24 protein-coding genes are annotated in these 21,289 nt (G+C 63.7%); 14 read left to right on the forward strand and 10 right to left on the reverse strand.

What is annotated here, in order from left to right; genetic code table 11:
- Nucleotides 1-52: 52 nt before the first annotated feature.
- The 3 genes from AC07OO_RS15875 to AC07OO_RS15885 all read left to right on the forward strand — a co-directional run bounded on the left by AC07OO_RS15875 (nucleotide 53) and on the right by AC07OO_RS15885 (nucleotide 2,020).
- Entirely contained in the window at nucleotides 53-670 is a 618-nt protein-coding gene (locus AC07OO_RS15875; protein WP_495083050.1) for a DUF4136 domain-containing protein, read from the forward strand.
- Between the two features lie 103 nt (nucleotides 671-773).
- The gene (locus AC07OO_RS15880) at nucleotides 774-1,136 is read left to right on the forward strand and encodes a nuclear transport factor 2 family protein (RefSeq protein ID WP_495083051.1); all 363 of its coding nucleotides are present in this window, start codon (nucleotides 774-776) and stop codon (nucleotides 1,134-1,136) included.
- Between the two features lie 14 nt (nucleotides 1,137-1,150).
- A complete protein-coding gene (locus tag AC07OO_RS15885) occupies nucleotides 1,151-2,020 on the forward strand; it encodes a helix-turn-helix domain-containing protein (RefSeq protein ID WP_495083052.1) in 870 nt (289 codons plus the stop codon).
- A 303-nt stretch (nucleotides 2,021-2,323) separates the two neighbouring features.
- Here the strand turns inward: AC07OO_RS15885 and AC07OO_RS15890 are convergent, their stop codons facing one another.
- From AC07OO_RS15890 to AC07OO_RS15900, 3 genes are all read right to left on the reverse strand, one after another.
- Nucleotides 2,324-2,776, reverse strand: coding sequence for a cupin domain-containing protein (locus tag AC07OO_RS15890; RefSeq protein WP_495083053.1), 453 nt, complete (start codon nucleotides 2,774-2,776; stop codon nucleotides 2,324-2,326).
- A gap of 229 nt (nucleotides 2,777-3,005) precedes the next feature.
- Nucleotides 3,006-3,473, reverse strand: coding sequence for a hypothetical protein (locus AC07OO_RS15895; protein ID WP_495083054.1), 468 nt, complete (start codon nucleotides 3,471-3,473; stop codon nucleotides 3,006-3,008).
- 316 nt (nucleotides 3,474-3,789) lie between these two features.
- Nucleotides 3,790-4,263, reverse strand: a complete 474-nt coding sequence (locus tag AC07OO_RS15900) for an Lrp/AsnC family transcriptional regulator (RefSeq protein WP_495083055.1) — start codon at nucleotides 4,261-4,263, stop codon at nucleotides 3,790-3,792.
- Between the two features lie 104 nt (nucleotides 4,264-4,367).
- On the opposite strand from AC07OO_RS15900, the gene AC07OO_RS15905 reads away from it, so the two are divergent.
- From AC07OO_RS15905 to AC07OO_RS15920, 4 genes are all read left to right on the forward strand, one after another.
- Nucleotides 4,368-5,345 carry a threonine ammonia-lyase gene (locus AC07OO_RS15905; protein ID WP_495083056.1) on the forward strand — a complete coding sequence of 326 codons (978 nt, stop codon included), beginning with the start codon at nucleotides 4,368-4,370 and terminating at the stop codon, nucleotides 5,343-5,345.
- A gap of 25 nt (nucleotides 5,346-5,370) precedes the next feature.
- Nucleotides 5,371-5,748: a VOC family protein gene (locus AC07OO_RS15910; RefSeq protein WP_495083057.1), complete on the forward strand. Its 378-nt coding sequence runs from the start codon at nucleotides 5,371-5,373 to the stop codon at nucleotides 5,746-5,748.
- A gap of 40 nt (nucleotides 5,749-5,788) precedes the next feature.
- Nucleotides 5,789-6,988 carry a YbfB/YjiJ family MFS transporter gene (locus tag AC07OO_RS15915; protein WP_495083058.1) on the forward strand — a complete coding sequence of 400 codons (1,200 nt, stop codon included), beginning with the start codon at nucleotides 5,789-5,791 and terminating at the stop codon, nucleotides 6,986-6,988.
- 113 nt (nucleotides 6,989-7,101) lie between these two features.
- On the forward strand, nucleotides 7,102-8,067 hold the full coding sequence (locus AC07OO_RS15920) for a ribonuclease Z (protein WP_495083059.1): 966 nt from the start codon (nucleotides 7,102-7,104) through the stop codon (nucleotides 8,065-8,067).
- A 65-nt stretch (nucleotides 8,068-8,132) separates the two neighbouring features.
- Here AC07OO_RS15920 and AC07OO_RS15925 read toward each other — a convergent pair whose 3' ends face one another.
- The gene (locus AC07OO_RS15925; RefSeq protein WP_495083060.1) at nucleotides 8,133-8,672 is read right to left on the reverse strand and encodes a hypothetical protein; all 540 of its coding nucleotides are present in this window, start codon (nucleotides 8,670-8,672) and stop codon (nucleotides 8,133-8,135) included.
- A 40-nt stretch (nucleotides 8,673-8,712) separates the two neighbouring features.
- On the reverse strand, nucleotides 8,713-9,252 hold the full coding sequence (gene pal / locus AC07OO_RS15930; protein ID WP_495083061.1) for a peptidoglycan-associated lipoprotein Pal: 540 nt from the start codon (nucleotides 9,250-9,252) through the stop codon (nucleotides 8,713-8,715).
- 173 nt (nucleotides 9,253-9,425) lie between these two features.
- Here pal and AC07OO_RS15935 point away from each other — a divergent pair, with 173 nt between their 5' ends.
- Together AC07OO_RS15935 and AC07OO_RS15940 are read left to right on the forward strand one after the other, a co-directional pair.
- Entirely contained in the window at nucleotides 9,426-10,091 is a 666-nt protein-coding gene (locus AC07OO_RS15935; RefSeq protein ID WP_495083062.1) for a response regulator, read from the forward strand.
- 26 nt (nucleotides 10,092-10,117) lie between these two features.
- On the forward strand, nucleotides 10,118-11,449 hold the full coding sequence (locus tag AC07OO_RS15940; protein WP_495083063.1) for an ATP-binding protein: 1,332 nt from the start codon (nucleotides 10,118-10,120) through the stop codon (nucleotides 11,447-11,449).
- Here AC07OO_RS15940 and AC07OO_RS15945 read toward each other — a convergent pair.
- Nucleotides 11,418-12,038, reverse strand: coding sequence for a tRNA-uridine aminocarboxypropyltransferase (locus AC07OO_RS15945; protein ID WP_495083064.1), 621 nt, complete (start codon nucleotides 12,036-12,038; stop codon nucleotides 11,418-11,420). The two genes, AC07OO_RS15940 and AC07OO_RS15945, sit on opposite strands and share 32 nt — an antisense overlap.
- A gap of 22 nt (nucleotides 12,039-12,060) precedes the next feature.
- Nucleotides 12,061-12,528 carry a cache domain-containing protein gene (locus AC07OO_RS15950; protein WP_495083065.1) on the reverse strand — a complete coding sequence of 156 codons (468 nt, stop codon included), beginning with the start codon at nucleotides 12,526-12,528 and terminating at the stop codon, nucleotides 12,061-12,063.
- 141 nt (nucleotides 12,529-12,669) lie between these two features.
- On the opposite strand from AC07OO_RS15950, the gene AC07OO_RS15955 reads away from it, so the two are divergent.
- The 3 genes from AC07OO_RS15955 to AC07OO_RS15965 are packed head-to-tail and all read left to right on the forward strand — an operon-like array spanning nucleotide 12,670 to nucleotide 14,471.
- Nucleotides 12,670-12,975 carry an NIPSNAP family protein gene (locus AC07OO_RS15955; protein ID WP_495083066.1) on the forward strand — a complete coding sequence of 102 codons (306 nt, stop codon included), beginning with the start codon at nucleotides 12,670-12,672 and terminating at the stop codon, nucleotides 12,973-12,975.
- A 3-nt stretch (nucleotides 12,976-12,978) separates the two neighbouring features.
- Nucleotides 12,979-14,175: a serine hydrolase domain-containing protein gene (locus tag AC07OO_RS15960; RefSeq protein ID WP_495083067.1), complete on the forward strand. Its 1,197-nt coding sequence runs from the start codon at nucleotides 12,979-12,981 to the stop codon at nucleotides 14,173-14,175.
- 26 nt (nucleotides 14,176-14,201) lie between these two features.
- Complete coding sequence (locus tag AC07OO_RS15965) at nucleotides 14,202-14,471, forward strand: DUF2277 domain-containing protein (RefSeq protein WP_495083068.1); 270 nt, start codon at nucleotides 14,202-14,204, stop codon at nucleotides 14,469-14,471.
- On the opposite strand, the gene AC07OO_RS15970 is transcribed toward AC07OO_RS15965, so the two are convergent.
- Nucleotides 14,468-16,831, reverse strand: coding sequence for a DUF6600 domain-containing protein (locus AC07OO_RS15970; RefSeq protein ID WP_495083069.1), 2,364 nt, complete (start codon nucleotides 16,829-16,831; stop codon nucleotides 14,468-14,470). The genes AC07OO_RS15965 and AC07OO_RS15970 overlap by 4 nt on opposite strands.
- Nucleotides 16,832-17,084: 253 nt before the next feature.
- Here AC07OO_RS15970 and AC07OO_RS15975 point away from each other — a divergent pair, with 253 nt between their 5' ends.
- On the forward strand, nucleotides 17,085-17,585 hold the full coding sequence (locus tag AC07OO_RS15975) for a hypothetical protein (protein ID WP_495083070.1): 501 nt from the start codon (nucleotides 17,085-17,087) through the stop codon (nucleotides 17,583-17,585).
- Between the two features lie 19 nt (nucleotides 17,586-17,604).
- On the opposite strand, the gene AC07OO_RS15980 is transcribed toward AC07OO_RS15975, so the two are convergent.
- Nucleotides 17,605-17,925, reverse strand: coding sequence for a hypothetical protein (locus AC07OO_RS15980; protein WP_495083071.1), 321 nt, complete (start codon nucleotides 17,923-17,925; stop codon nucleotides 17,605-17,607).
- 228 nt (nucleotides 17,926-18,153) lie between these two features.
- Between AC07OO_RS15980 and AC07OO_RS15985 the strand changes: the two genes are divergently transcribed.
- Entirely contained in the window at nucleotides 18,154-20,373 is a 2,220-nt protein-coding gene (locus AC07OO_RS15985; protein WP_495083072.1) for a TonB-dependent receptor plug domain-containing protein, read from the forward strand.
- A gap of 83 nt (nucleotides 20,374-20,456) precedes the next feature.
- On the opposite strand, the gene AC07OO_RS15990 is transcribed toward AC07OO_RS15985, so the two are convergent.
- Entirely contained in the window at nucleotides 20,457-21,281 is an 825-nt protein-coding gene (locus tag AC07OO_RS15990; RefSeq protein WP_495083073.1) for an N-acyl homoserine lactonase family protein, read from the reverse strand.
- Between the last annotated feature and the right edge of the window lie 8 nt (nucleotides 21,282-21,289).

Raw genomic sequence — 21,289 nt, forward strand, 5'->3', positions numbered from 1 at the left:
CCATCCGAGCCATGATGCCTGAAGGACACTGCGTGAAAGAGGAGGAATACCCATGCCTGTGAGCAATACCCTTTCAAAGGCCCTGCTGGTGGCCACACTCACCACGGCCGCATTGGCTTTGGGTGGCTGCGCTACGGTGTCCACCGTGGAAAGCGATGTGCAGAGTTTTGCTACCGCACCCCAGCCCGTGCAGGCGGGCACATTCCGGTTTGAGCGGCTGCCCTCGCAAGACCAGGACGCCAGCCAGGCCCAACTGCTGGAGGGCATGGCCCAGGCCGCGCTGGAGCGCCGGGGCTTTAGCCGCAATGACACGGGTGCGCGCTACAGCGTGCAGATCGGCGCCGGCACATCGGACGCCGTGCTGGTCTACCCCGACCCGTTCTTTGGGCGGCCGTTTGGCTTCCCCTATAGCCGCGCCCGGTTCTGGCGTGGCCGCTGGATTTACGCATCGCCCTGGCCAGACCGCGAGGTCTATGTCACCCGGGTACGCCTGGAAATCCGCGATCTGAACACCGGCAAACTGGTCTATGAAAGCACAGCAAGCAACGAGCAGTCGTGGTTCAACGCCAGCAAGGTATTGCCCGCGCTCTTTGAAGCCGTGCTGACCGACTTTCCGTCACCGCCCAAGGGGGTGCGCAAGGTGGTGGTGAAGCTGCCTACAGCACCGTAGACAACCCTTCATCAGGCACTTTGCAATCAAAAGCACAAAATATCAAAGGGGTGGTCTACCGCAGCGAACAATCCGGCTTTACACAAACCACCTTGGAGCTGCGATGAATACCCACCTTTTGAAACTCACCTGGGAAACCTATACCGCGTCCTGGAAAGCCAGCACCGCCGCAGACCGACAGGCCTTGTTTGCGCAGAGTCTGGATCCGCAATGCGTATACAACGACCCCAACACTGCCGCCCAGGGCTGGCAGGAGCTGACCGCCTACATGGACGCATTCCACCAGCAGGTGCCCAACGGGTATTTCCAGACCAAGACGTTCAGCGCCCACCACCAGTGCAGCCTGGCCACCTGGAACATGATGGACGGCGCGGGCCAGGTTATCGGTGAAGGCACGAGTTATGGCCAATACAACGGTGACGGCAAGCTGGTGGCCATGGCCGGATTTTTCGCCACGACCGCTTGACGGCAACCCCGGCCGTGCACTACCTCCAACGTGTCCAGCAAGGCATTGACTATGTGGAAGCGCATCTGGACACGGAGATCGCGCTGTCGGATGTGGCCAAGGCCGCGGGCCTGAGCCAGTGGCACTTTCAGCGCGTGTTCCGGGCGCTGACCAACGAGACCTTGAAGACCTACATCCGGTCACGCCGCTTCACCAAGGCATTGGACCAATTGCGCGCCACCAAGCTGCCCATACTGGACATCGCCTTGGCTGCCGGGTATGAGACGCAAGAGAGTTTCAGCCGCGCCTTCAAAGCCTGCTTCCAGCTCACACCCGGCCAGTACCGCGTGTCGGGTGGCCGATCCCAGTTTGTGAAGAAAGTGGAACTGGACGCGGACTACTTACGCCATATCCACCGCAATGTGTCGCTGGTGCCCGAGGTGTATGACCAGCGCGCCATGCAATTGGTAGGCGTGCGCACGCTCTTCTACGGCATCGACTCCGAGAAGAATAATTTGGCCAAAAAGCTGCCGCCGCTGTGGGCCAGCTTCTTGCCCCGGCTGGGCGAAGTGCCGCATGCCGTGCCCGGTGTTTGCTATGGCGTGGTCAGCCCGATGCGAGAGTCTTCGGATCAACTGCAGTACTTTGCAGCGATCGAAGTCAGCCAGAAAGCGGCGCTGCCCGAAGGCATGCTGGCGCTGGAGGTTCCGGGCGCACGGTATGCCAAGTTTGCCCACCAAGGTCCGGTCAACGAAATCGACAACACGGTCAACTACATTTATTCCAGCTGGCTGCTGTCATCTGGCGTGTCGCACAGCGGTGGCGTCGATCTGGAGGTGTATGACTCCCGCTACCACCCCACGGCCGACACATCGCTGATGCACTACGCAGTACCGATAGGGTAGTTTTGCTTCACCGCACTTCGTGAACCCTTGGGACGACCCGCCGAAAATTACTAGTGTTCGCTTGGTCAACTAGACCGCAAATCCGTTATTTCGCGCGACCTTCGCGACAGTTGCGACTGCGAAAACCGGTCCAGGCCACACGACCTGAAACCGCACGAACGTCTTCATGCCCAACGATCGGGATAGACCCTTGGATTCAACTGGTTGAATCTTGCGCTTTAACGTTCGAGTTGAGGCGGAACCGATGGTATTGCACCGTTGGTCCTTGCCTCGATCAAGGAGATAGGCCGCAGTAGCGCCACCTCAGAAGGAGCCGGTCTTGAAGACCTGCCCATCTGCCTCGAGAAGCCGCCAATCTTTGCCGACTCTATGCAAGGTTCTACCTGTGTCTGGGTAGTGGCAAATATCCTGCTCCACGCGGGTGCCGACGATGAGGTAGGAGCACAGCCCGTCTGATTGATTTGAAACATGATGCGCGTGAGGTACGCCGGCCGGCCAACATGCTGCGTCGCCAGGGCGCAGTACTTGTGCGTGGCCTTGTTCGGTGACGGTCACCTCCCCAGACAGCACGTATAGAAACTCGTCTTCGTTCTCGTGCCAATGGTTATTGGATGAACGGGCGCCAGGGTGAAGGGTCTGCACGTAAGCCCCGTACTGTGACAGACCTCCCGCGTCCGACAGCCGCATGGTGTCTGTGACACCGAAGAATTCGCGCTCCGCCCGTTCGACGGGCACCTGACTCTTTTGGATGATCATCGTTGAGTTACCGGTGAAAGATGAGTGGTCACACTGTAGGTGCTCGCCAGGTGTAGGCGGCGCATGCGAGTGAGTGCAGCTGGTTTCTGCGGCCTAACGCCTAAGTTAACGGGCGGCACGTGCGAAGCACGAGACGTCCCTGTTGAACGCCAAGTTAGGCCGTGGCGCGGAGGGGAAGCCGTGTGGGCCGCTATGGCCGCACCAGAATTTGGTTGCAAGCTAAGAATTTTCATGCGCCGCGCATCAGGTAAAGGCGTGCATCTCTCAAGTTTTTCTCTAATTCTGCGCTGGAGAATTTCTGTTCTGAGATGACCGCCTCACCCAGATTTCCCAGCGCGCAGATCAGGTTGCCTAGCATTGCATTTTTGGCAATCAGTTCGTCTACTACTTGTCTGAGCTGCTCTCGAAGAAACGGTACGAGTTCAGTGTCGTTGATCTTTCCAAGGGCAAAGACAGCGGACGACGCGTATTTTCTATGCGCCGAGCCGGTCAAGTAGCCGACCAGTGCTGCGGCGATCGCCTCAATGTCTTCTGCCGTTGGCGGGTGCTCCTTTAGAAAGGAAAGGTGCTCCTTAGCGATTCCGACGTTCGAACCAGTACCGTAAGTGAATGCCATTGCGGAACCTTCCGCGGCGAGGAATGCGGTCTCTTCGTTTCGACCTATACCTTCAAGGATTACTTTGGTGAAAGGTGTCATCTCAAAGCCTAACTCAATGTATACCGCAAAACCTGCGGATTAATCTGGGCGCTGCGGTATAAGCTGGACATGAATACCTCCTGAGAATGGCTTGCAGCCTTGCTTGCAACGGTTTTTCCTGAAATCTATACAGGTATAAAAATCCGATAAACCCCGCAGACTGTCTTCGAGCGATTCTAGTGACGGATGGTCAGGTCTTTTCTATTGGGTGCGCCGAACGGATGACCGCTTCCACCCCACTGCGGTTAGATCGAGCTTGACTATTGCCTCACCCATTTTTGCACCGTACGACAACCGCAAGCAAACAAAGCAAGGTTCAAAACGCCAACGGCCCTGTGCGCTTGGCTGCGTCCAGCACGATATGCGTCGTGAAACTGCGCACATTGGTGTCGTGCAGCAGGCAGGCCTTGCAGAAGGCGTCATACGCGGCCAGGTCGGGCACGATGACGACCAGCACGTAGTCGGCTGCACCAGTCACGCCATAGCATTGCTGCACTTCGCCCCGCGCGGTGACCCGCTCGCGGAACACGCGCGTGGCCCGGGCCGACTCATCCACCAGATCCACATGCACGATGGCGGTCACGCCTAGGCCCAGGGGCTGGCAGTCCAGCACCGCCACTTCAGCCAGGATGACGCCCGTCTCGCGCAGGCGCTTGAGCCGCCGCTGCACGGCCGCCGCCGACAGGCCGACCTGGGCACCGATCTGCTCGGCCGGCAAACGGGTGTTGCGTTGGTACAGGGCCAGGATCTGGCGGTCGAAGGGGTCCAAAAGGGCTGCGTCTGAAGGCATAGGGCGGTTGGCCGCACGGGCGGCACTCACTTTGCGGCAAAGCCGCGCACAGGGGGCATGGAAAGCGGCCGAGCGCCGCGCCACCGCGCCGACACTCTTGGCCTATGCCCACTATTATCAATTCTTCCACCCACCGCCTCTCGCTGGACAACATCGCGCGCGCGGCCGCGCTGGTGGACCCGGTTTTTCTGAACAGCCCGCAATTTGATTGCGAGCCCCTGTCGCAGGCCCTGGGGGCCCAGGTGCTGCTCAAGGTCGAGACGCAAAACCCATTGCGCTCGTTCAAGGGCCGCGGCGCCGACTTCTTCATGCACCAGAACGCCGAGCGCCTGGTCGGGCGCCCTCTGGTCTGCGCCACGGCCGGCAACTGGGGCCAGGCCATGGCGTACGTGTGCCGCACACGCCAGCGGCCGCTGGTGGTGTACAGCGCCACCAGCGCCAATGCCTACAAGGTGGAGCGCATGCGCGCACTGGGCGCCGAGGTGCGCCTCTACAGCGACGACTTTGACCGCGCCAAGGAAGAGGCCAAACGCTTTTGTACCAACAGCGGTGCCTACTTCGTCGAAGACGGCCATGAGGCCAGCATCGCCGAGGGTGCAGGCACCATAGGGCGCGAGCTGCTGGCAGGGCCGGCCGTGTTTGACACCGTGCTGGTGCCACTGGGCAATGGCGCACTGCTGACCGGCATAGGCCGCTGGATCAAGGCCCATGCGCGCCATGTGCAGGTGGTGGGCGTCAGCGCCGCTGGGGCCGATGCCATGGCCGCCTCCTGGCACAAGGGCCGCACCGTGAACCGCGGCATGGTCAACACGATTGCCGACGGTATTGCCGTGCGCATGCCCATACCCGGGGCACTGGCCGACATGAAGGGCACGGTGGACGATGTGTTGTTGGTCAGCGAGGCGGCGATCGAGCGGGCCATGCGTCTGGTCTTCGAGCACGCCGGCCTGCTGGTTGAGCCGGCCGGTGCAGTGGGCATTGCCGCTGTGCTGGAGCACCCCGCGTTGCGCACGCAACGCCTCGCCACTATTTTGTGCGGCAGCAACCTCACCCGCGCACAAATCGGCCAATGGCTGATGTAGCCCACAACCACGAAAGGAAAACCCCATGATTGACCATGTATCCCTGGGCACCCGCCACTACGCGCGTGCCGTCGCCTTCTACCAGCGCGCGCTCGCCCCCTTGGGCATAGAGCTGCTGCGCGACACTGGCGCCGAAGCCGCATTTGGCACGGCCGCGCAGTGGTCGTTCTTCTTGTACCCGTTGGCCGAGGACGAGACCCCCACGGCCAAAGGCACGCATGTGGCACTGGGAGCGGCCTCGCGCACCGCCGTGGCAGACGCCCACGCGGCTGCGCTGGCGGCTGAAGGCAGCGACATCTTCACGCCGCGCCTGCGGCCCGACGTCAGCCCCACCTACTTTGGCGCGATGTTCCACGACCTGGACGGCCACCGCATCGAGGTGCTGACCAACCACGCGGCCTGAGACCGCGCCCGGGTATTCCAGCCCTTGCACAATCGGGGCCATGCAGCCCCAAAAACCCATCACCCTTGCGCTGGCCGGCATGCTGTGCCTGGCGGTGGCCATGGGCATAGGCCGCTTTGCGTTCACGCCACTGTTGCCGATGATGCTGCACGACGGTGTCGTGGACTTGGCCGGCGCCAGCTGGCTGGCCACGGCCAACTACATCGGCTACTGGCTGGGCGCCATGGCCTGCGCGCTGCAGCCCTGGGCCTGGTCGCGCTGGCCGGCGCTCAAGCCCATCGTCCACACCCGGGCCATGCGCCTGGGGCTGGCGGCCACGGTGCTGCTGACCGCCGGCATGGCCTTGCATGTACCCGCACTGTGGGCGTTGTGGCGTTTTCTGGCGGGCGTGGCCAGCGCCGTGGTGTTTGTCTACACCTCGGGCTGGTGCCTGGCGCGCCTAGCGGCCCTGGACGCACCGCGGCTGGCGGGCGTCATCTATGTAGGCCCCGGCCTGGGCATTGCTGTGAGCGGCTTGGCCGCAACTGCCATGGTGGCCGGCGGGCTGACGGCCGCGCAGGGCTGGATGGCCTCTGCGCTACTGGCCCTGGTGCTGACCGCGTGGGTGTGGCCGCAGTTGCGGGGCACGGTGGCACCCGCCGTGCCCACGGCTTCCACCACTGACGCCGGGGGCAGCGCCATGGCCGTGCTGGCGCTGGCCTATGGCACGGCCGGCTTTGGCTACATCGTGACCGCCACCTTTTTGCCGGTGATTGCGCGCCAGACGCTGCCGGGCTCGGTCTGGCTGGATTTGTTTTGGCCGCTGTTTGGCGTGGGCGTCAGCGCCGGCGCGCTGCTGACCCTGCGCTTGCCCGTGCACTGGGACCGGCGCCACCTACTGATGGGCTGCCATGTGTTGCAGGCGGCGGGCATTCTGGTGGGCGTGTGGTGGCCCAGCCTGGCGGGCTTTGCGCTGGGCAGCCTGCTGATTGGCCTGCCGTTCACCGCCATAACCTTGTTCGCGATGCAAGAGGTGCGCCGCCTGCGGCCCGCTGGCGCGTCGGGCTTCATCGGCCTGCTGACCGCCGTCTATGGCCTGGGGCAGATCGCAGGGCCGCCCTGGGTGGCGCTGCTGCTGGCGCACAGTGCCAACCCAGGCCAGGGCTTTGCATGGTCGCTGGAGACGGCGGCCACAGCCCTGCTGGTGGGGGCCGCACTGTATGGCTGGCTGGCGCTGCGCCATCCGCAGTCACGGAAATAGTAGCTACCAAATAGATAGCATCATATGACCACCTGACGAGGGCTAGTGGCAATTTTTACTGCGAAAATCTAAAAACGCCTTCCAACAAACCCAGTTCAGGTATTTTTGAGCACATGGACCTCCTTTTCTTGGGCACCTCATCCGGCATGCCCACCAAGCACCGCAATGTGACCGGCCTGGCGCTGGCGCCCGATGGCGGCCACAAGGCCTGGTACCTGGTCGACTGCGGCGAAGCCACGCAGCACCAGTTGTTGCACACGCCGCTGTCGGCCAATGGCTTGCGGGCCATCTTCATCACCCATGTGCATGGCGACCACTGCTATGGACTGCCGGGCCTGCTGGCCAGCGCGGCCATGGCGGGCCGCAAAGACCCGCTGCCCATCGTGGCGCCCCAGGGCATCGAGGCCTGGCTGCGTGCCACGCTGGAGCACACCGCCAGCTTTCTGCCCTATGCGCTGGAGTTTGTCGCCACCGAAAGCCTGGACACCTGGCAGGATGGCCACTGGGCGGTCAGCCGCGCGCCGCTGTCGCACCGCGTGCCCTCCTACGCCTACTGCTTCACCGAGCTGCAGCTAGAGGCGCAGTTGGACACCGAACGGCTGATCGCCGAACAGGTGCCCCAGGGGCCGCTATGGGGCCGCCTGCACAAAGGGGAGGATGTAGTCCACGCCGGGCGCACACTGCGCGGTGCGGACTACCTGCGCTACCCACACGCGGCCCGCAAGATCGTCGTCGGTGGCGACAACGAACAGCCCACGCTGCTGGCCGCCTGCTGCGAAGGCGCCCAGGTGCTGGTGCATGAGGCCACCTACACGCAAGCCGTGGCCGACAAACTGGGCGCCAGCTTTGGCCACAGCTCGGCCGCCAACGTAGCCGCGTTCGCGCAATCTGCCGGGCTGCCCAACCTGGTGCTGACCCACTTCAGCGCCCGCTACCAGCCGGACACCACACAAAGCCCCTCCATCGCCGACATTGAGGCCGAGGCGGCGGCCCACTACACCGGCCGGCTGTTTCTGGCCCAGGACTTCGCGCGGCTGCGGCTGAGCCGCTCGGGTGTGCTGGTGCCGGTCTCGGAGTGATACGGCAACGCCACTAATGGCATTTGCTATCAAATACAGAGCGACGCAGATAAATTCGACGAGGGCTAGAGGTCGCTCGCGTCTTTAGGCATATGGGGCTCGATGGCCACCAGCAGCTCGCAACGGTTGGCGGCCTGCATGCGGTAGGCCATGACCTTGAAGCTGTCTTGCACCCAGGCAGCGGATCCGTTTTGCTCGGCATCCGGGTTGACGCTCTCTTGCCCGCCTCCGCCGTACTGGGCCGCGAGCCGGGCGACGAGGCTGGCATAAGACGCCTGGCATTGGGGTTCGGGTGCGCGGCTGCGCTTTTCGATGCGCTCCAGGACTTTTTTGCGGAAGAACAGCGTGACTTCCACGTTCGATTGGCCCGCCTCGGCCACGCCATCCACCGCGAACAGGCCGCGGGCGCCGCGCGGACCCAGCACGGGCTTGGCCATGCGGCGCGCCTGGGGTACCACGCTGGCCACATCCTGCTCAGCCAGCCCCAGCAGGTGCTGGTCCAGCACCGGGTCCTGGGCATGGGCGAAACCGGCGCACAGGGCGGCCAGCACAATCGCGAGAACCAGGCCGCTGCGCCCGATGGGGATGCTTGAACGGGAATGCATGCCCCAATTCTAGGAGCCGCGCCTTGGCGGAATTGCGGCTTTACTTGGTGGGGTAGGCCAGATCGCCGCGGCGGTTCTCGGCGCGGGCAGCCTCGTCATGGCCGCTAGCCTTGGGCTTCTCTTTGCCAAAGCTCACTGCTTCCAGTTGCGCCTCCTTGGCGCCGTAAACCTTCAGCGCGCGGACCACGGCCTCAGCGCGCTTTTGCCCCAGGGCCAAGTTGTATTCGGTGCCGCCCTGTTCGTCGGTATTGCCTTCAACCCGGACCTTGATGTCGCCATGCGCAGCCAGGTACTTGCCGTGCATCTCCAGTACCGGCGTGTACTCCGGCTTCACGGTGTACTGGTCGAAGTCAAAGTAGACGCTGCGCTTTTGGTAGAGCGGGCTGGCAGGGTCTAGGTGAGGGACGATGGATTTGGGTACTACCGGGGTCACCACTTGCGGAGCGCAGCAGACAGGCTTGACATCGGGCGTTGGTGGAGGCGTAGGGGTCGAGGGTGTCACAGGCGTACTACTGCAAGCTCCCAGCAGGATCGTCGTGGCGGTGACGGCGCTCAGGGCCAGTTTGTTGGCGAATTGCATGATGTATGTGCTCCTCAGGGTGGGGGGTAGATGCAACTGATTGTTTCGCCGCAGACTTAGGTGAAACTTAAACCCGGTTGCTGCGGAGTAAAGCTCTTGCAAAGGGCACGCGGCTGCGCCCTGGCCTGGGCACAATAGGCCGCACGCTTGGGCACAACCATGGAAATTTCTTGATGCGCTTACTGTTGGTGGAAGACGACCCCATGATTGGCGAGTCCGTGCTGGATCTGCTGCGCGCCGACGGCTATGCGGTGGACTGGGTCAAGGACGGCGAAATGGCCGACACCACGTTGGACACCGAGACCTATGACCTGGTACTGCTGGACCTGGGCCTGCCCAAGCGCGATGGCTTGGCGGTGCTGCGCCGGCTGCGCGCCCGCAAGAACCGCACACCGGTGCTGATTGCCACCGCCCGCGATGCGGTGGAGCAGCGGGTGCAGGGTCTGGACATGGGCGCGGACGATTACGTCGTCAAACCCTACGAGATCGACGAGCTGCTGGCCCGCATACGCGCGCTGATACGCAGGGCTTCGGGCCGTGCCGAGCCGGTTTACGAGCACCTGGGTGTCAGCATCGACCCAGTGACCCGCGAGGTGCTGGTGCAGGGCCAGACGGTCAACCTGCTAGCCCGCGAGTGGGCCATCTTGGAGCAATTGCTGGCGCGGCCCGGCGTGGTGCTGTCGCGCAAGCAATTGGAAGACAAACTCTACAGCTGGAAAGACGAAGTCAGCAGCAACGCGGTGGAGGTCTACATCCACGGCCTGCGCAAGAAGCTGGGCAGCCACCTGATCCAGAACGTGCGTGGCGTGGGCTATATGGTGCCGAAGGCGGGTCTGTGAGCGCGGCCCCCACCACGACTCCTGCCATGCCGCACTCGCTGCGCGCCCGCCTGCTGTTGCTGCTGTTCACCGTGGTGGTTCTCACGGCGGCGGTGCAGGCCTTTGTGGCCTACCGCACCTCGCTGGACCAGACCATAGAAATTTTCGATTACCAGATGGAGCAGATGGCGTTGTCGTTGCGCAAGGGCCTGCCCATAGGCGGCTACCTGGCCAATAGTTTCCGAGACGACACGGACACCAGCTTCGAGTTTCTGATTCAGATCACCGACCCGGCGGGCAAGCTGCTGTTCCAGTCGTCACCCCGGGCCAATCTGCCATTGGAAGCCGATCTAGGCTTCACCCGTTTCGAGGCCGACGGTGCCAACTACCGGCTGTTCTCACTGCAATCGGGCGACCGGTTGATACAGGTGGCGCAGGACCGTTCGGGCCGCCGCGGCCTGGCCCGCAAGCTGGCACTCAAGGCCGTCAGCCCCATCGTGGTCATGGTGCCGGTGCTGATCCTGTTGATGTGGTGGGTGGTCAGCGCCTCGCTGGCGCCGGCGGACCGCGTGCGCAGCCAACTGGCGCTGCGGCGGGCCGACGAATTGACCGAGGTCAATGAAGACGGTTTGCCGGCCGAAATCTTTCCCCTGGTACGCGAACTCAACCTGCTGCTGCACCGCGTGCGCCATGCTTTTGATGCGCAGAAGAATTTCATCGCCGATGCGGCCCACGAATTGCGCTCACCGCTGTCGGCCCTGAAACTGCAGGTGGAGGGCCTGCGCCGGGCCGGTGATGCCGCTGCACGCGATGTAGCCATCGCCCGTCTGGCGGCCGGCATTGAGCGGGCCACCCGCCTGGTGGAGCAGTTGCTGGTGCTGGCGCGCCAGCAGACGGGCACGCCCGACCCCACGCCCCAGGAGCCCGTGCCACTGGCGGCGCTGGCGCAAAGCATTGTGGGCGAGCTGTGGGAATCGGCCCATGCGCGGCGCATCGACCTGGGCCTGGTGGAGGCCCAGGATGGCCGGATACTGGGGCATCAAGACGCGCTGGCCATCTTGCTGCGCAACCTGCTGGACAACGCCATCAAGTACACGCCTGAAGGGGGCACGGTCAATGTCTCGGTGGCGCAAGAGGGCGCCGTGGTGCGACTCACCGTGGAGGACAGCGGACCCGGCGTTCCCGCCGCAGACCGGGCGCGCTTGTTCGACCGCTTCTACCGCGTGGCCGGACCGCACCAGGGCGTCAGCGGCAGTGGCCTGGGCTTGGCCATTGTCAAGACGATTGCCGACATGCACGGCGCCACGCTGCACGTGGACCAGTCACAGGCCCTGGGGGGCTTTAGGCTCAGCGTCGGCTTCCAGCCCCGCCCTGCGTAGGGGTCGGCCTAAAGGCCCACTGCTGGGCCACAAAGCCTTGGAAGGCGCGCAACAGGGGTTGGAATTTTTCGCCACCTCCCTGCACCTGCGCCAATGCTGTACACACAGCCTCCAGCGTGGACAGCTGCCCCGGCTGGTGGGCTTTGCGTATGGTGTACAGCGAGTCCGCAACGCCCTCCAGCGACAGACGTGGCAGTTGCCGCAGCGACGGGCTTTGGTGCAGCATCTTGCGGCTCTTGCGCCAGGTGGCGTCCAATACGACCAGGCGCCAGCGTGACGGGTCTTGCAATAGGCTCGGATCTGCGGCAGGGGCAGGGTCCTGTGCGGTCTGGGGGTAGAGCAAGACGTTGTACTTGGGCGGCTGCAGTGCTGTTTGCAGGCTGGCGGTGTCAAAGGCCTCGCCCGTCAGCATGCGGCTGTTGGACAGACTCCGATGCAGCAGGCCCGCACTGTTCTTGGCATGGCCCACTTCCATCGGGTGCTGCAGTATCAGCACCTCGGTCGCCTCGGCCACCGGGGTGATCCACTGGCAGATGCAGGCCTTCAGCGGCCGGGCACAGACCGCGCACACGGGGCGCGCTGGCGACAAGGTGCCCTGGGTTGCCGATGGGCTATTTGTAGATGCCGCAGCCAACCAGCAGATCGCCCGCGCGTTCGATGTAGGTGGACTTGGCCTCCAGGGCCTTGGTCACCGGGTGCGGCCACTTGTAGTCAACCCAGCCGTTGCCGGCCTTGCTGTTGGCCGTCTTGACGAATTCCTTGACGATGAACACGCCGTCACCGTCCTTGAGTTCCAACAAATTCTTGCCCACCATCTTGGGGTTGGCACCATGGGCCAGGTTGATGCCATCGCCATTGATGTTGTAGACGAAGACGTAGAGGTCCTTGGACACAAACTGACCGCTGGTGTTGTTGAATTCGGCGAGAGCCTTCTCCCGGCCGTTGGCATTCAGGTAAGCAATCGCCTTCTTGACCAGGGCCTTGGCTTCGTCGGCCGTACCCCGTTCATTGGCCTGCACCGCGGTGCCCAGAGCCAGGCACAGCACACCCGCCATCACACCAAAAACACGTCGTTTCATAGTGGTCTCCGTTGGAAGAATGTTGGAATTCCACTATAGGCCCTTTCACCACTCAGCAGGTGATTTTTTGCACCCCTGGCCCACAGCGATTGGAGCGCCCCGTATAGTAGAACGCTGTCCATCCACCGCCGCTCCGAGAAGATGATTACCTGCTATTTGCGCTACGTCATTGACCCCTACAAGCTCGCCGAATTCGAACACTATGGCAAGCTGTGGATTCCCTTGGTGAACCGCTTTGGCGGCACCCACCACGGCTACTTTCTACCGTCCGAAGGGGCCAACAATATTGCGCTGGCGATGTTCAGCTTTCCGTCGCTGGCCGCGTACGAAGAGTACCGGATGCAATCGATGCAAGACCCTGAATGCCAAGCAGCATTCCAGTACGCGAACGACACCCGCTGCATCATCAGCTACGAGCGCAGTTTCTTCCGCCCCGTATTCGACTGAAGCATGGCCCACACACCCACAACACACGCAGAGGACTTCGGCGCGCTGCACGCTGCCATGCAGTCGCAAGTGGACCGGCACTACCTGGCCGGCGTGTCCACCGCTCTGCTGCGCGGGCGCGAAGTCGTGGACCGCTTTTGCTGCGGCCATGCCGATACCGAAGCCGGCATCGCACTGCGCGAGGACCATATCTTCCGCGTCTTCTCCAACACCAAGCTGGTGACGTCCTGCGCTGTCATGATGCTGGTCGAAGCGGGCCAGTTGCGATTGGACGACCCCATAGAGCGCTACATCCCCGAGCTGGGCCAGCGCCAGGTACTGCGGGCCGGTGCCACCGCGCTGGACCAGACCGAACCGGCCCGCTCGCCGATCACCGTGCAGCACCTGATGACGCACACCTCGGGCCTGTCCTACGGCGCTTTTGACCCTGGCAGCTTGCTGTTCACGGCCTACAACGCGCGGGGCGTACACACGCCCGTCAGCCCCACGGCAGCGATGCTGAAAGTGCTAGCGCCTTTGCCGTTGGCCTTTCACCCCGGCACACAGTGGGAGTATTCGGTGGCCACCGATGTGCTGGGCTACTTGGTCGAGGTGGTAACGGGTGAGCGCCTGGGCGCCTTCTTCGCGCGGCGCATCTTTGAACCCCTAGGCATGGTAGACACCGACTTCTGGGTGCCCGCAGCCAAGCAAGGGCGCCTGACCCCACTGTATGGCGGCGTGGACCTGCTGGACCCGATGAAGCCCGGCCTGCGCCGCATGGATGACAAGCCCTTTCCCGGTGCCTACCTGCGCCAGATTCCGCGCGAGTCCGGTGGTGGGGGCTTGGTGTCGACGTTGGACGACATGGTGCGCCTGCTGCAGTCGCTGATACCCGGCGGCCCCACGCTGCTCATGCCCGAAACCCTGGCACAGATGCACCGCAACCAGTTGCCCAATGGCCTGTGCGTGCAGTTCCCGAACATGCCGACCAATCCGGGCCGCGGCTTTGGCCTGGGCTCATCAGTGCTGAACACGCCCGGCCGCTTCGACCCGCCGCAGGCGGCTGATGAAGTCAGCTGGGGTGGCATCGCCGGCACCGTGTGGTGGATGAACCCGCGGCTGAACATCGCCGGTGTGCTGATGACCCAGCGCTATATGGGCTTTGGCAACCCCTATACCTTTGAGTTCAAGCGGCTGGCCTACCAGGCGCTTGGACATTGACGGACCCGACCCGGAGAGCAAGCACCATGTGCCGCAACATCAAGACCTTGTTCAACTTCGAACCGCCGGCGACCGAGCTGGAGATACGCGACGCATCGCTGCAATTTGTGCGCAAGCTCAGCGGCTTCACGGTGCCGTCCAAGGCCAATGAAGCCGCGTTTGAGCGGGCCGTGGAAGAGGTGGCCGCCTCGGCCCGGGTTTTGATCGCATCCATGGTCACCCATGCCGAGCCGCGCAACCGCGAAGTGGAGGCGGCCAAGGCGCGGGCTGCTTCGCTGGCGCGGTTTCCGCGTTAGGGCTTTTTCGCGTCGCCTTCGTTTTTACCGTCTTTCTTGTCCTTGTGGGGTTCATGGGCCGGCTGGGCACCATGGTGAGGCTGTTCGGCCTGTGCAGGATGCTGCTGTGCCGCAGCGGTGGCCCGAGCAGCAGCTTGCGCACGGGCAGCCTCTTCCCGGATCGCAGCCGCTTTGGCCGCCTCTGCCCTGGCAGCGTGGGCGCGGGCGGCCTCCTCACGCGCTGCAGCGGCTCTGTCGGCCTCGGCCTTGTGCTGTTGCTGTGCCGCAGCAGCCCGTGCAGCCGATTCCCGGGCGGCTTCGGCACGGGCTGCGGCTTCCCGCGCGGCTGCGGCCTTGTCCGTTTCGGCCTTTGCAGCGGCTGCCGCATGCTGGGCTTGCGCAGCCTGGGCTGCTTGAGCGGCTGCCTGTGCCCTTGCGGCTTCCTCCCTTTGGGCTTTTGCCTGCTCGGCCTGTGACCGGGCTGCCGCCGCGCGGGCGGCTTCGGCGCGGATGGCATCTTCCCGGGCGGCCTGGGCTTTCGCGGCGGCAGCCTGGGCTTTGTCGGTTTCTTCCTTGAACAGGCGCGCCTTGTTGTTATCGGCCTGCGCTTTGTCCATTTGTGCTCTTTCCATTTGTACCTTTGCCGCTGCGGCTCGCGCAGCCTCGGCCCGCGCAGCTTCCGCCTTGGCGGCTTCGTCCCTGTGCGCGGCCTGCGCGGCAGACGCTGCGGCATCGGCGGGTGCTGCGGCAACCGGTCGGGTCGCGTCAGGTTTGTGGCGTTCCTCCGGTGGCCGGGTCGCGCGTGCTGGCAGTGGGGGTGGCACAGCGCCGGGGGATGGCGGTGAGACCGCTGTCACCAGCTTCACTGCAGGCGCAGAGGGTGCAGATGGCTTCATACCCTGCTGCGGGGATTGGTGCGGCTGCGTGGCAACCACCGCTTGGGGTACTGGTTGGGGTACTGGAGGCGCGGTGCGGGCTATGACCGGGTGCGCGTGGGCTTGCTCCGGTGGTTTGACGCTGGCTACCGGTGCCCCGCCCCGCACGCTTTGCGGCAGCGGGGCAATGGCCACCACATGCTCGGCCGGCGCGCGCGCGGCCGCATCCTTGGGTAACGTGATGGCCGCCTTGGCCACCGGCTGCGACTGCGCAAACACCTGTGCAGGCACAGCCACCACCGCACCCCGCACACCTTGGTTGCTGTAACTGATGGGAGAGATATTGGTGGTGGTCGTCGTGTTGTGTATGTTGTAGATGTTGGTAACGACCATGGGTGCGATCACCGCATTACTGTGGTTGATGTGTTCGAAATAGCGGCGGCTGACAGCATACGAAGGCCGGTAGACCTCGCGCGGCGCCAACGGGAACCAGCCTATCGCACCACCGACCGGTGCCACCCCGCCCGGGAAATGCCGGCCACCGACAAAGGCCACCAGTGCGGGTGCGTAGACGGCCCGCTCGCGCGCAGGGCCGGGAACCCATACCCAGGTGCTGCGGACATGGGCCCAGCGGCCATAGTGCGACACGGCGAAGCCCCAGGGCGCATCGTCCACCCAGGTCCAGCCCCAGGGGGCTATCCAGGCCCAATGGCCATCGCAATACGGGGTCCAGCCCACACGCACGCGGCGGGGAACCCAGACATAGCCATAGCCCACTTCGTTGCGCCAGTCGCCATGCACATCCAGGTCTTCGAAACCCACGAGTTCGGGCGATACATAGCGAGCGGCGACGGCCACAGCCACGCGGCTGTCGCGGGCACTGGCCCAGCGGTCGAAGTCATCATCCAGATGAGGGAGTAGGCTGTCGTAGTCCGACAAAGCCGTGCCAAAGAAGCGGTAACCCTGCCCGGCCTGCACGGCATAGGCTGCGCCGTCGCCATAGAGCTGGGCCTGGCCGCGTTGTACGACCACCTCGGTTGCTTCGCCGTTGCGGTCCACATCCAGACGGTAGTCACCCGGCTGGTGCAGCGTCAAGGCGAGGTTGGGTGTGTCCACTTCTATCATCTGGCTCGGGTCCAGATAGCGCACATGCAATTTGAGCGTGCCCTGCTGCAGACGAATCTGCGTGATGGTGTCGCCCACATTCAGCAAGGCCACACCGGTGTTTTCTCCCAGGCGCAGGGCCGTGCCGCCGATATCGACCTCGGCCCGCGATCGGCTATCCGTCCACAACTGGTCGCCGGTCGTCAGCGGCCGATTGATGCCGGCCTGCAGCCAATTGCCGGAGTCCTGCGCCGCAGAGAAGCTGACCTGACCTTCGGTGTAGGCCAGGCGCGCCACGCGCATGGGTGGGTCTGCGTGCGCCCAGCCTGTGAGCAGCAAGAGGCACAGGCCTAGCGTGAAGCGGGTGAATCGGTGGCGAAGTGTCGTGTGGTGGTGTGGCATAGCAATTCCATCCCTGCGCAAAATGCATCGGCGTAGCCGGCATGTCTTTATGCAACGCAGGCCCCTGGTCTTGGGATGGCGGCGTTTACGCACTGTTGCAAATGCCCGGGGCAGCCTCTGCCTTCTGCGGCACATCTTGGGCTTGAGTGCAGCAGCCATCTGTTGGGCAGCGCACGCAATAGCTCCCCATTGCGCTACAGTGCCACCCACAAGCACGGAACCACGTAGGAGATCGCCCATGCACCCGGACACCATGAAACACAAAGCCAGCCTGTGGGATGGCGAGGTCGGTACCTCGCGCCACATCACCGATGTCTACTGGGAAGGTGACATCACACAGCAGGAGTTGGCCGATGTGGCAAACCAGGTGTCAGCAGATTGGCAGACCATAGACCTGGAGCTGGACCCCGCCCACCCCCGCCACGGCACGGCCTACCAGCTGACCAAGGCCACATGGCCCAGCGCGGAGGATGAAGCCTTTGCGCTGCAGGTGCTGGAAGCCGAGGACGAACTAGAGGGGCAATACGTCTGGGTGCATTGCTGCCGCCATGTGGATGACGACGAGGGCGAGTTGGAAGACAGCGAAGGCCGCCGCTATCGCCAGGTGTTCAACACCATCATGTTTGTGATGGAGTTCACGACGTTTGACGACATCGCCGCGCAATGCGACGAGCACTTTGGCGCAGACGGCTGGGACGAGTACGAGCTGTACCTGGACGACGAACTGCCGCAGCCCGTGGCCACCTACGATTAGCCTGTAGGCTGCGCCAGACTTACTCCACCGTCTTGTGCGGTAGCGCGGCACTCGGCGCAGGGCGCACCTCGTGGGCCTGCACGTCCACGATATCGGCGCTTTCAGGGCGTGCGCCGGATCGGCCACCGGGGCGAAACTGCTGCGCGGCCTGGTTGAAGCGGCTGAAGGTCGTCATAACCGCTGGCCTGCGCCCGGTCAGCAGGAAGCGCAGCACCGCCACGGTGACGATGACCAGCCCCACGCACAACACAGCCAATGCAAACAAGGCGGCCAACACCAGCAACGCGACTTTGACCAGCCCCCGCAGGACGCCGGCCACGACTTCAAATAGCGGATTCATGCGGGTATTGTGCCCCCGACGCCAAAGACCCCACGGCGCCTTGTTGGAATAGCCGCAGCGCCTGACGCTGCGCAACCGCCACGCTTGGCACCCTGTATCCGGCACTTCGTCGCATACCGGCTGCCGCATCACAGGCTTACGTTACAGTCACGCCGTCACACATCGTGCCAACAAGGTTGGCCCGTCGGCTTCCCCAAAAATACGCTGCATTGAACCCAACAAACGACCATGGACTTTCCGTACTCCAAAATTGCCCTCGCCTGTACCAGCATGCTCGCCAGCCTGTGCACAGGATTGCTGACACCGGCCCTGGCTCAGGACATCCCCAGTGGCGTGGGCGACAACAGCACCACGACCCGCGCGCCGGGTGCCCGCCTGGATCGAGTCGAGATCCTGGGCAAGCAGCCCAGTGACAACGATTTGCGCCGCCGCGCACGGGTTGCCAAGCAGGTCTACGGCCGCGAAGAGATGGACAAGTACGGCGACAACAACGTCGCCGATGTGCTCAAGCGCCTGCCCGGCGTCAACATGCAGGGCAACGCGCCACGCATGCGCGGCCTGGGCGCGGGTTACACCCAGGTCTTGATCAATGGTGACCCGGCGCCTCCCGGCTTTGCGTTGGACCAGTTGAGCCCCTCGCAGGTGGAGCGCATCGAAGTGACCAAGGGCCCGACGGCGGACCAGAGCGCGCAGGCGGTGGCCGGCTCCATCAACATCATCTTGAAAGAAGCGCCCAAGGTTTCGCAGCGCGATCTGCGCGTGGGCACGGTCTACAACGCCGAGCGCCCCACCGTGGGCGGTATCTTTACCTTTGGCGAGAAGTGGGATGGCATTTCGCTGTCGCTGCCAGTCTCGGTGTTTGAATGGCGCAATCTCAACCAGTCCGTCATCGAGCGCAGCCAGCCCGGCACCGACGGCCTGCTGTCGCAGTCGACCCAATCGCTGGACCAGCTCAACTTTGGCCGGGGCCTGAACATTGGCCCGCGCGTGACCTGGCGCATCAGCGATGACGAGACGCTGAACTGGCAAAGCTTTCTGCAGCGTGGCGAGTGGAACAACCGCTCCACCTATGCCAACCAGGTGCTGTTCGGCAGCCCCACGTTGGACGACGACAGCAGCGGCCAGGGCATCTGGCAGAACGTGCGCAGCAACCTGCAGTGGATCAACCATCTCAGCGCCGCCGATCGCGTCGAGCTGAAAGCCGGCGTGCAATCCAACAAGGTGACCTACGACGTGCAAACCGTGCACAACGGCCAGCCCCAACGGCGCAGCCTGGGCGACAACGAAGAAATGGGCCTGACCCAGGCCGGCAACTACACCCGCCTGCTCAACGATGCGCACAGCCTGAGTGTGGGCTGGGACCTGGAGTGGCGCCAGCGTGAAGAGAAACGCTCGGTGACAGAGCAAGGCGTACCGCAGTTGAGCGACTTCGAAGGCCAGCCCTTCTCCGCCCGGATCGAGCGCCAGGCCCTGTTTGTGCAGGACGAGTGGGAAATCAGCAAGCAATGGTCCACCTACCTGGGCCTGCGCGGCGAGCGCATCAACACGCAAAGCCAGGGCGTGGGCACGGCCGTCAGCAACACCAGCAGCGTGGTCACCCCCATGTGGCACCTGAACTACAAGTTTGACCCTGCCGGCCGCGACATGGTGCGCGCCAGCATCACCCGCAGCTACAAGGCCGCCAGCCTGAGCCAGTTGCTGGGCCGGCCCTCGATCAGCTCGTTGTTCCCCGATGTCAGCAAGACCAACACCGAACTGTCGCCGGACCGCTTGGGCAACCCCAATCTGCTGCCCGAACTGGCGACCGGCCTGGATGTGGCCTATGAAAAGTATTTCCCCGGCGGAGGACTGGTCAGCATCGGCTTCTTCCACCGCAGCATCACCGACCTGATACGCACGGTCAGCACCTTGCAGACCGTGGACTATGCACCCGTGCAACGCTGGGTAGCCCAGCCGCTGAATTTCTCCAAGGCGCAGACCAGCGGCATTGAGCTGGAGGTCAAGGGCCGCGCCGGTGAATTGCTGTCAGGACTGGTGGATGCCAAGCTGCCGCTGAACCTGCGCGGCTCGCTGAGCTTCTACCGCTCCAATGTGGAGGCCCTGCCCGGCCCCAACAACCGGCTGGACGGCCAGCAACCCTGGTCGGGCACCTTCGGCTTTGACTACCGCGCCAGCACATTGCCGATGACCGTTGGCGGCAACCTGGGCTTCACGCCCGGCTACGCCACGCAGCAAAGCGCCACCCAGGCCCTGGAGCAGACGCGCAGCCGCAGCGCCGATATGTTTGTGCTGTGGAACTTCAGCCGCACCTTCTCGGCCCGCTTTGCCGTCAACAACCTGGCGCCGGTGGACACGCAGTCGCAAACCACCTATGCCGGCGGCTACAGCAACACGACGACCAATGTGGGGCGCACGACCTACAACTTTGGCGTGGAGATCAAGCTGTAGTCAAAAACCATGTGCTATCAATTGAATAGCGCATTGAGACGATTTGACGAGGGCTAACGGTCAGTTTTTCAAATGCCACTTGATCACCGCGCGGCGGCGGGGAATGCGGGCAGCTTGTCCACGTCACGCGCATCGTGCTGGATGATGACGGTGGCTTTGAGGTTGGCCGCCGCCTTCTTGAACCGGTCCAATGAGGCCAGCGTGTCGCCCCGGTGAGCGTTGAAGACCGGCACGCCATTGCCTTCGTAGTTCTCGTGGAAGTGGGCCAGGTCGCCGGTCAGCAGCACATTGCCTTTTTCCTTGAGCCGCACCAACAGGCTGTGGTGGCCCGGCGTGTGGCCTGGGGTGTTGAGCACGACCACCGTGCCATCGCCAAACACATCTTTGTCACCCACCAGCGGCTCAATCTTGCCGCCGCCGCTGATCCAGTGGGCAAAGGGCGCGGCGTTGACACCGGGATTGGGCTTGGGCGCGGTCAGGCCATCCCAGTCTCCCTTGCCAATCAAGACCGTGGCGTCGGTGAAGGATGGCAATTGCCCCGTGTGGTCGCCGTGGTAGTGGCTGATGCCCACATACTTGATCTGCTCCGGCTTGAGCTTGAGCTGCGCCAGCTGGTCCACGATGCTGACCTTGGGTGCCGGCGCGCCCGCACTCATGCTGTGGCCCGTGTCCCACAGCATGTAGTCGCTGCCATGTTGGATGAGGTAGCAGCTGTAGGTAAACAAGACCTTGAGGTCCTTGTAGGCATAGGTGTCCGAGAAACGCGCACCCACGTCGTTGAGCACCGGCGTGCCGCAGTCGATGCGGGTCAGCGCGAGCTCGGGCGCGGTCTGGGCTGCGACTGGCAATGCGGAGAAGGCGCCGGTGAGCGCCAGCGTCAGCAGGGTCAGCGTGTGTTTACGGTGCATGGATATCT

It is taken from the genome of Rhodoferax sp. GW821-FHT07G04, from assembly GCF_059418585.1.

What these genes read in the sequence shown, in the direction of transcription:
- AC07OO_RS15875 (WP_495083050.1), top strand. Translation starts at nt 53, where the DNA reads ATGCCTGTGAGCAATACCCTTTCAAAGGCCCTGCTGGTGGCCACACTC.
- AC07OO_RS15880 (WP_495083051.1), top strand. Translation starts at nt 774, where the DNA reads ATGAATACCCACCTTTTGAAACTCACCTGGGAAACCTATACCGCGTCC.
- AC07OO_RS15890 (WP_495083053.1), bottom strand. Translation starts at nt 2,776, where the DNA reads ATGATCATCCAAAAGAGTCAGGTGCCCGTCGAACGGGCGGAGCGCGAA.
- AC07OO_RS15895 (WP_495083054.1), bottom strand. Translation starts at nt 3,473, where the DNA reads ATGACACCTTTCACCAAAGTAATCCTTGAAGGTATAGGTCGAAACGAA.
- AC07OO_RS15900 (WP_495083055.1), bottom strand. Translation starts at nt 4,263, where the DNA reads ATGCCTTCAGACGCAGCCCTTTTGGACCCCTTCGACCGCCAGATCCTG.
- AC07OO_RS15905 (WP_495083056.1), top strand. Translation starts at nt 4,368, where the DNA reads ATGCCCACTATTATCAATTCTTCCACCCACCGCCTCTCGCTGGACAAC.
- AC07OO_RS15910 (WP_495083057.1), top strand. Translation starts at nt 5,371, where the DNA reads ATGATTGACCATGTATCCCTGGGCACCCGCCACTACGCGCGTGCCGTC.
- AC07OO_RS15915 (WP_495083058.1), top strand. Translation starts at nt 5,789, where the DNA reads ATGCAGCCCCAAAAACCCATCACCCTTGCGCTGGCCGGCATGCTGTGC.
- AC07OO_RS15920 (WP_495083059.1), top strand. Translation starts at nt 7,102, where the DNA reads ATGGACCTCCTTTTCTTGGGCACCTCATCCGGCATGCCCACCAAGCAC.
- AC07OO_RS15925 (WP_495083060.1), bottom strand. Translation starts at nt 8,672, where the DNA reads ATGCATTCCCGTTCAAGCATCCCCATCGGGCGCAGCGGCCTGGTTCTC.
- pal (WP_495083061.1), bottom strand. Translation starts at nt 9,252, where the DNA reads ATGCAATTCGCCAACAAACTGGCCCTGAGCGCCGTCACCGCCACGACG.
- AC07OO_RS15935 (WP_495083062.1), top strand. Translation starts at nt 9,426, where the DNA reads ATGCGCTTACTGTTGGTGGAAGACGACCCCATGATTGGCGAGTCCGTG.
- AC07OO_RS15940 (WP_495083063.1), top strand. Translation starts at nt 10,118, where the DNA reads ATGCCGCACTCGCTGCGCGCCCGCCTGCTGTTGCTGCTGTTCACCGTG.
- AC07OO_RS15950 (WP_495083065.1), bottom strand. Translation starts at nt 12,528, where the DNA reads ATGAAACGACGTGTTTTTGGTGTGATGGCGGGTGTGCTGTGCCTGGCT.
- AC07OO_RS15955 (WP_495083066.1), top strand. Translation starts at nt 12,670, where the DNA reads ATGATTACCTGCTATTTGCGCTACGTCATTGACCCCTACAAGCTCGCC.
- AC07OO_RS15960 (WP_495083067.1), top strand. Translation starts at nt 12,979, where the DNA reads ATGGCCCACACACCCACAACACACGCAGAGGACTTCGGCGCGCTGCAC.
- AC07OO_RS15965 (WP_495083068.1), top strand. Translation starts at nt 14,202, where the DNA reads ATGTGCCGCAACATCAAGACCTTGTTCAACTTCGAACCGCCGGCGACC.
- AC07OO_RS15970 (WP_495083069.1), bottom strand. Translation starts at nt 16,831, where the DNA reads ATGCCACACCACCACACGACACTTCGCCACCGATTCACCCGCTTCACG.
- AC07OO_RS15975 (WP_495083070.1), top strand. Translation starts at nt 17,085, where the DNA reads ATGAAACACAAAGCCAGCCTGTGGGATGGCGAGGTCGGTACCTCGCGC.
- AC07OO_RS15980 (WP_495083071.1), bottom strand. Translation starts at nt 17,925, where the DNA reads ATGAATCCGCTATTTGAAGTCGTGGCCGGCGTCCTGCGGGGGCTGGTC.
- AC07OO_RS15985 (WP_495083072.1), top strand. Translation starts at nt 18,154, where the DNA reads ATGGACTTTCCGTACTCCAAAATTGCCCTCGCCTGTACCAGCATGCTC.
- AC07OO_RS15990 (WP_495083073.1), bottom strand. Translation starts at nt 21,281, where the DNA reads ATGCACCGTAAACACACGCTGACCCTGCTGACGCTGGCGCTCACCGGC.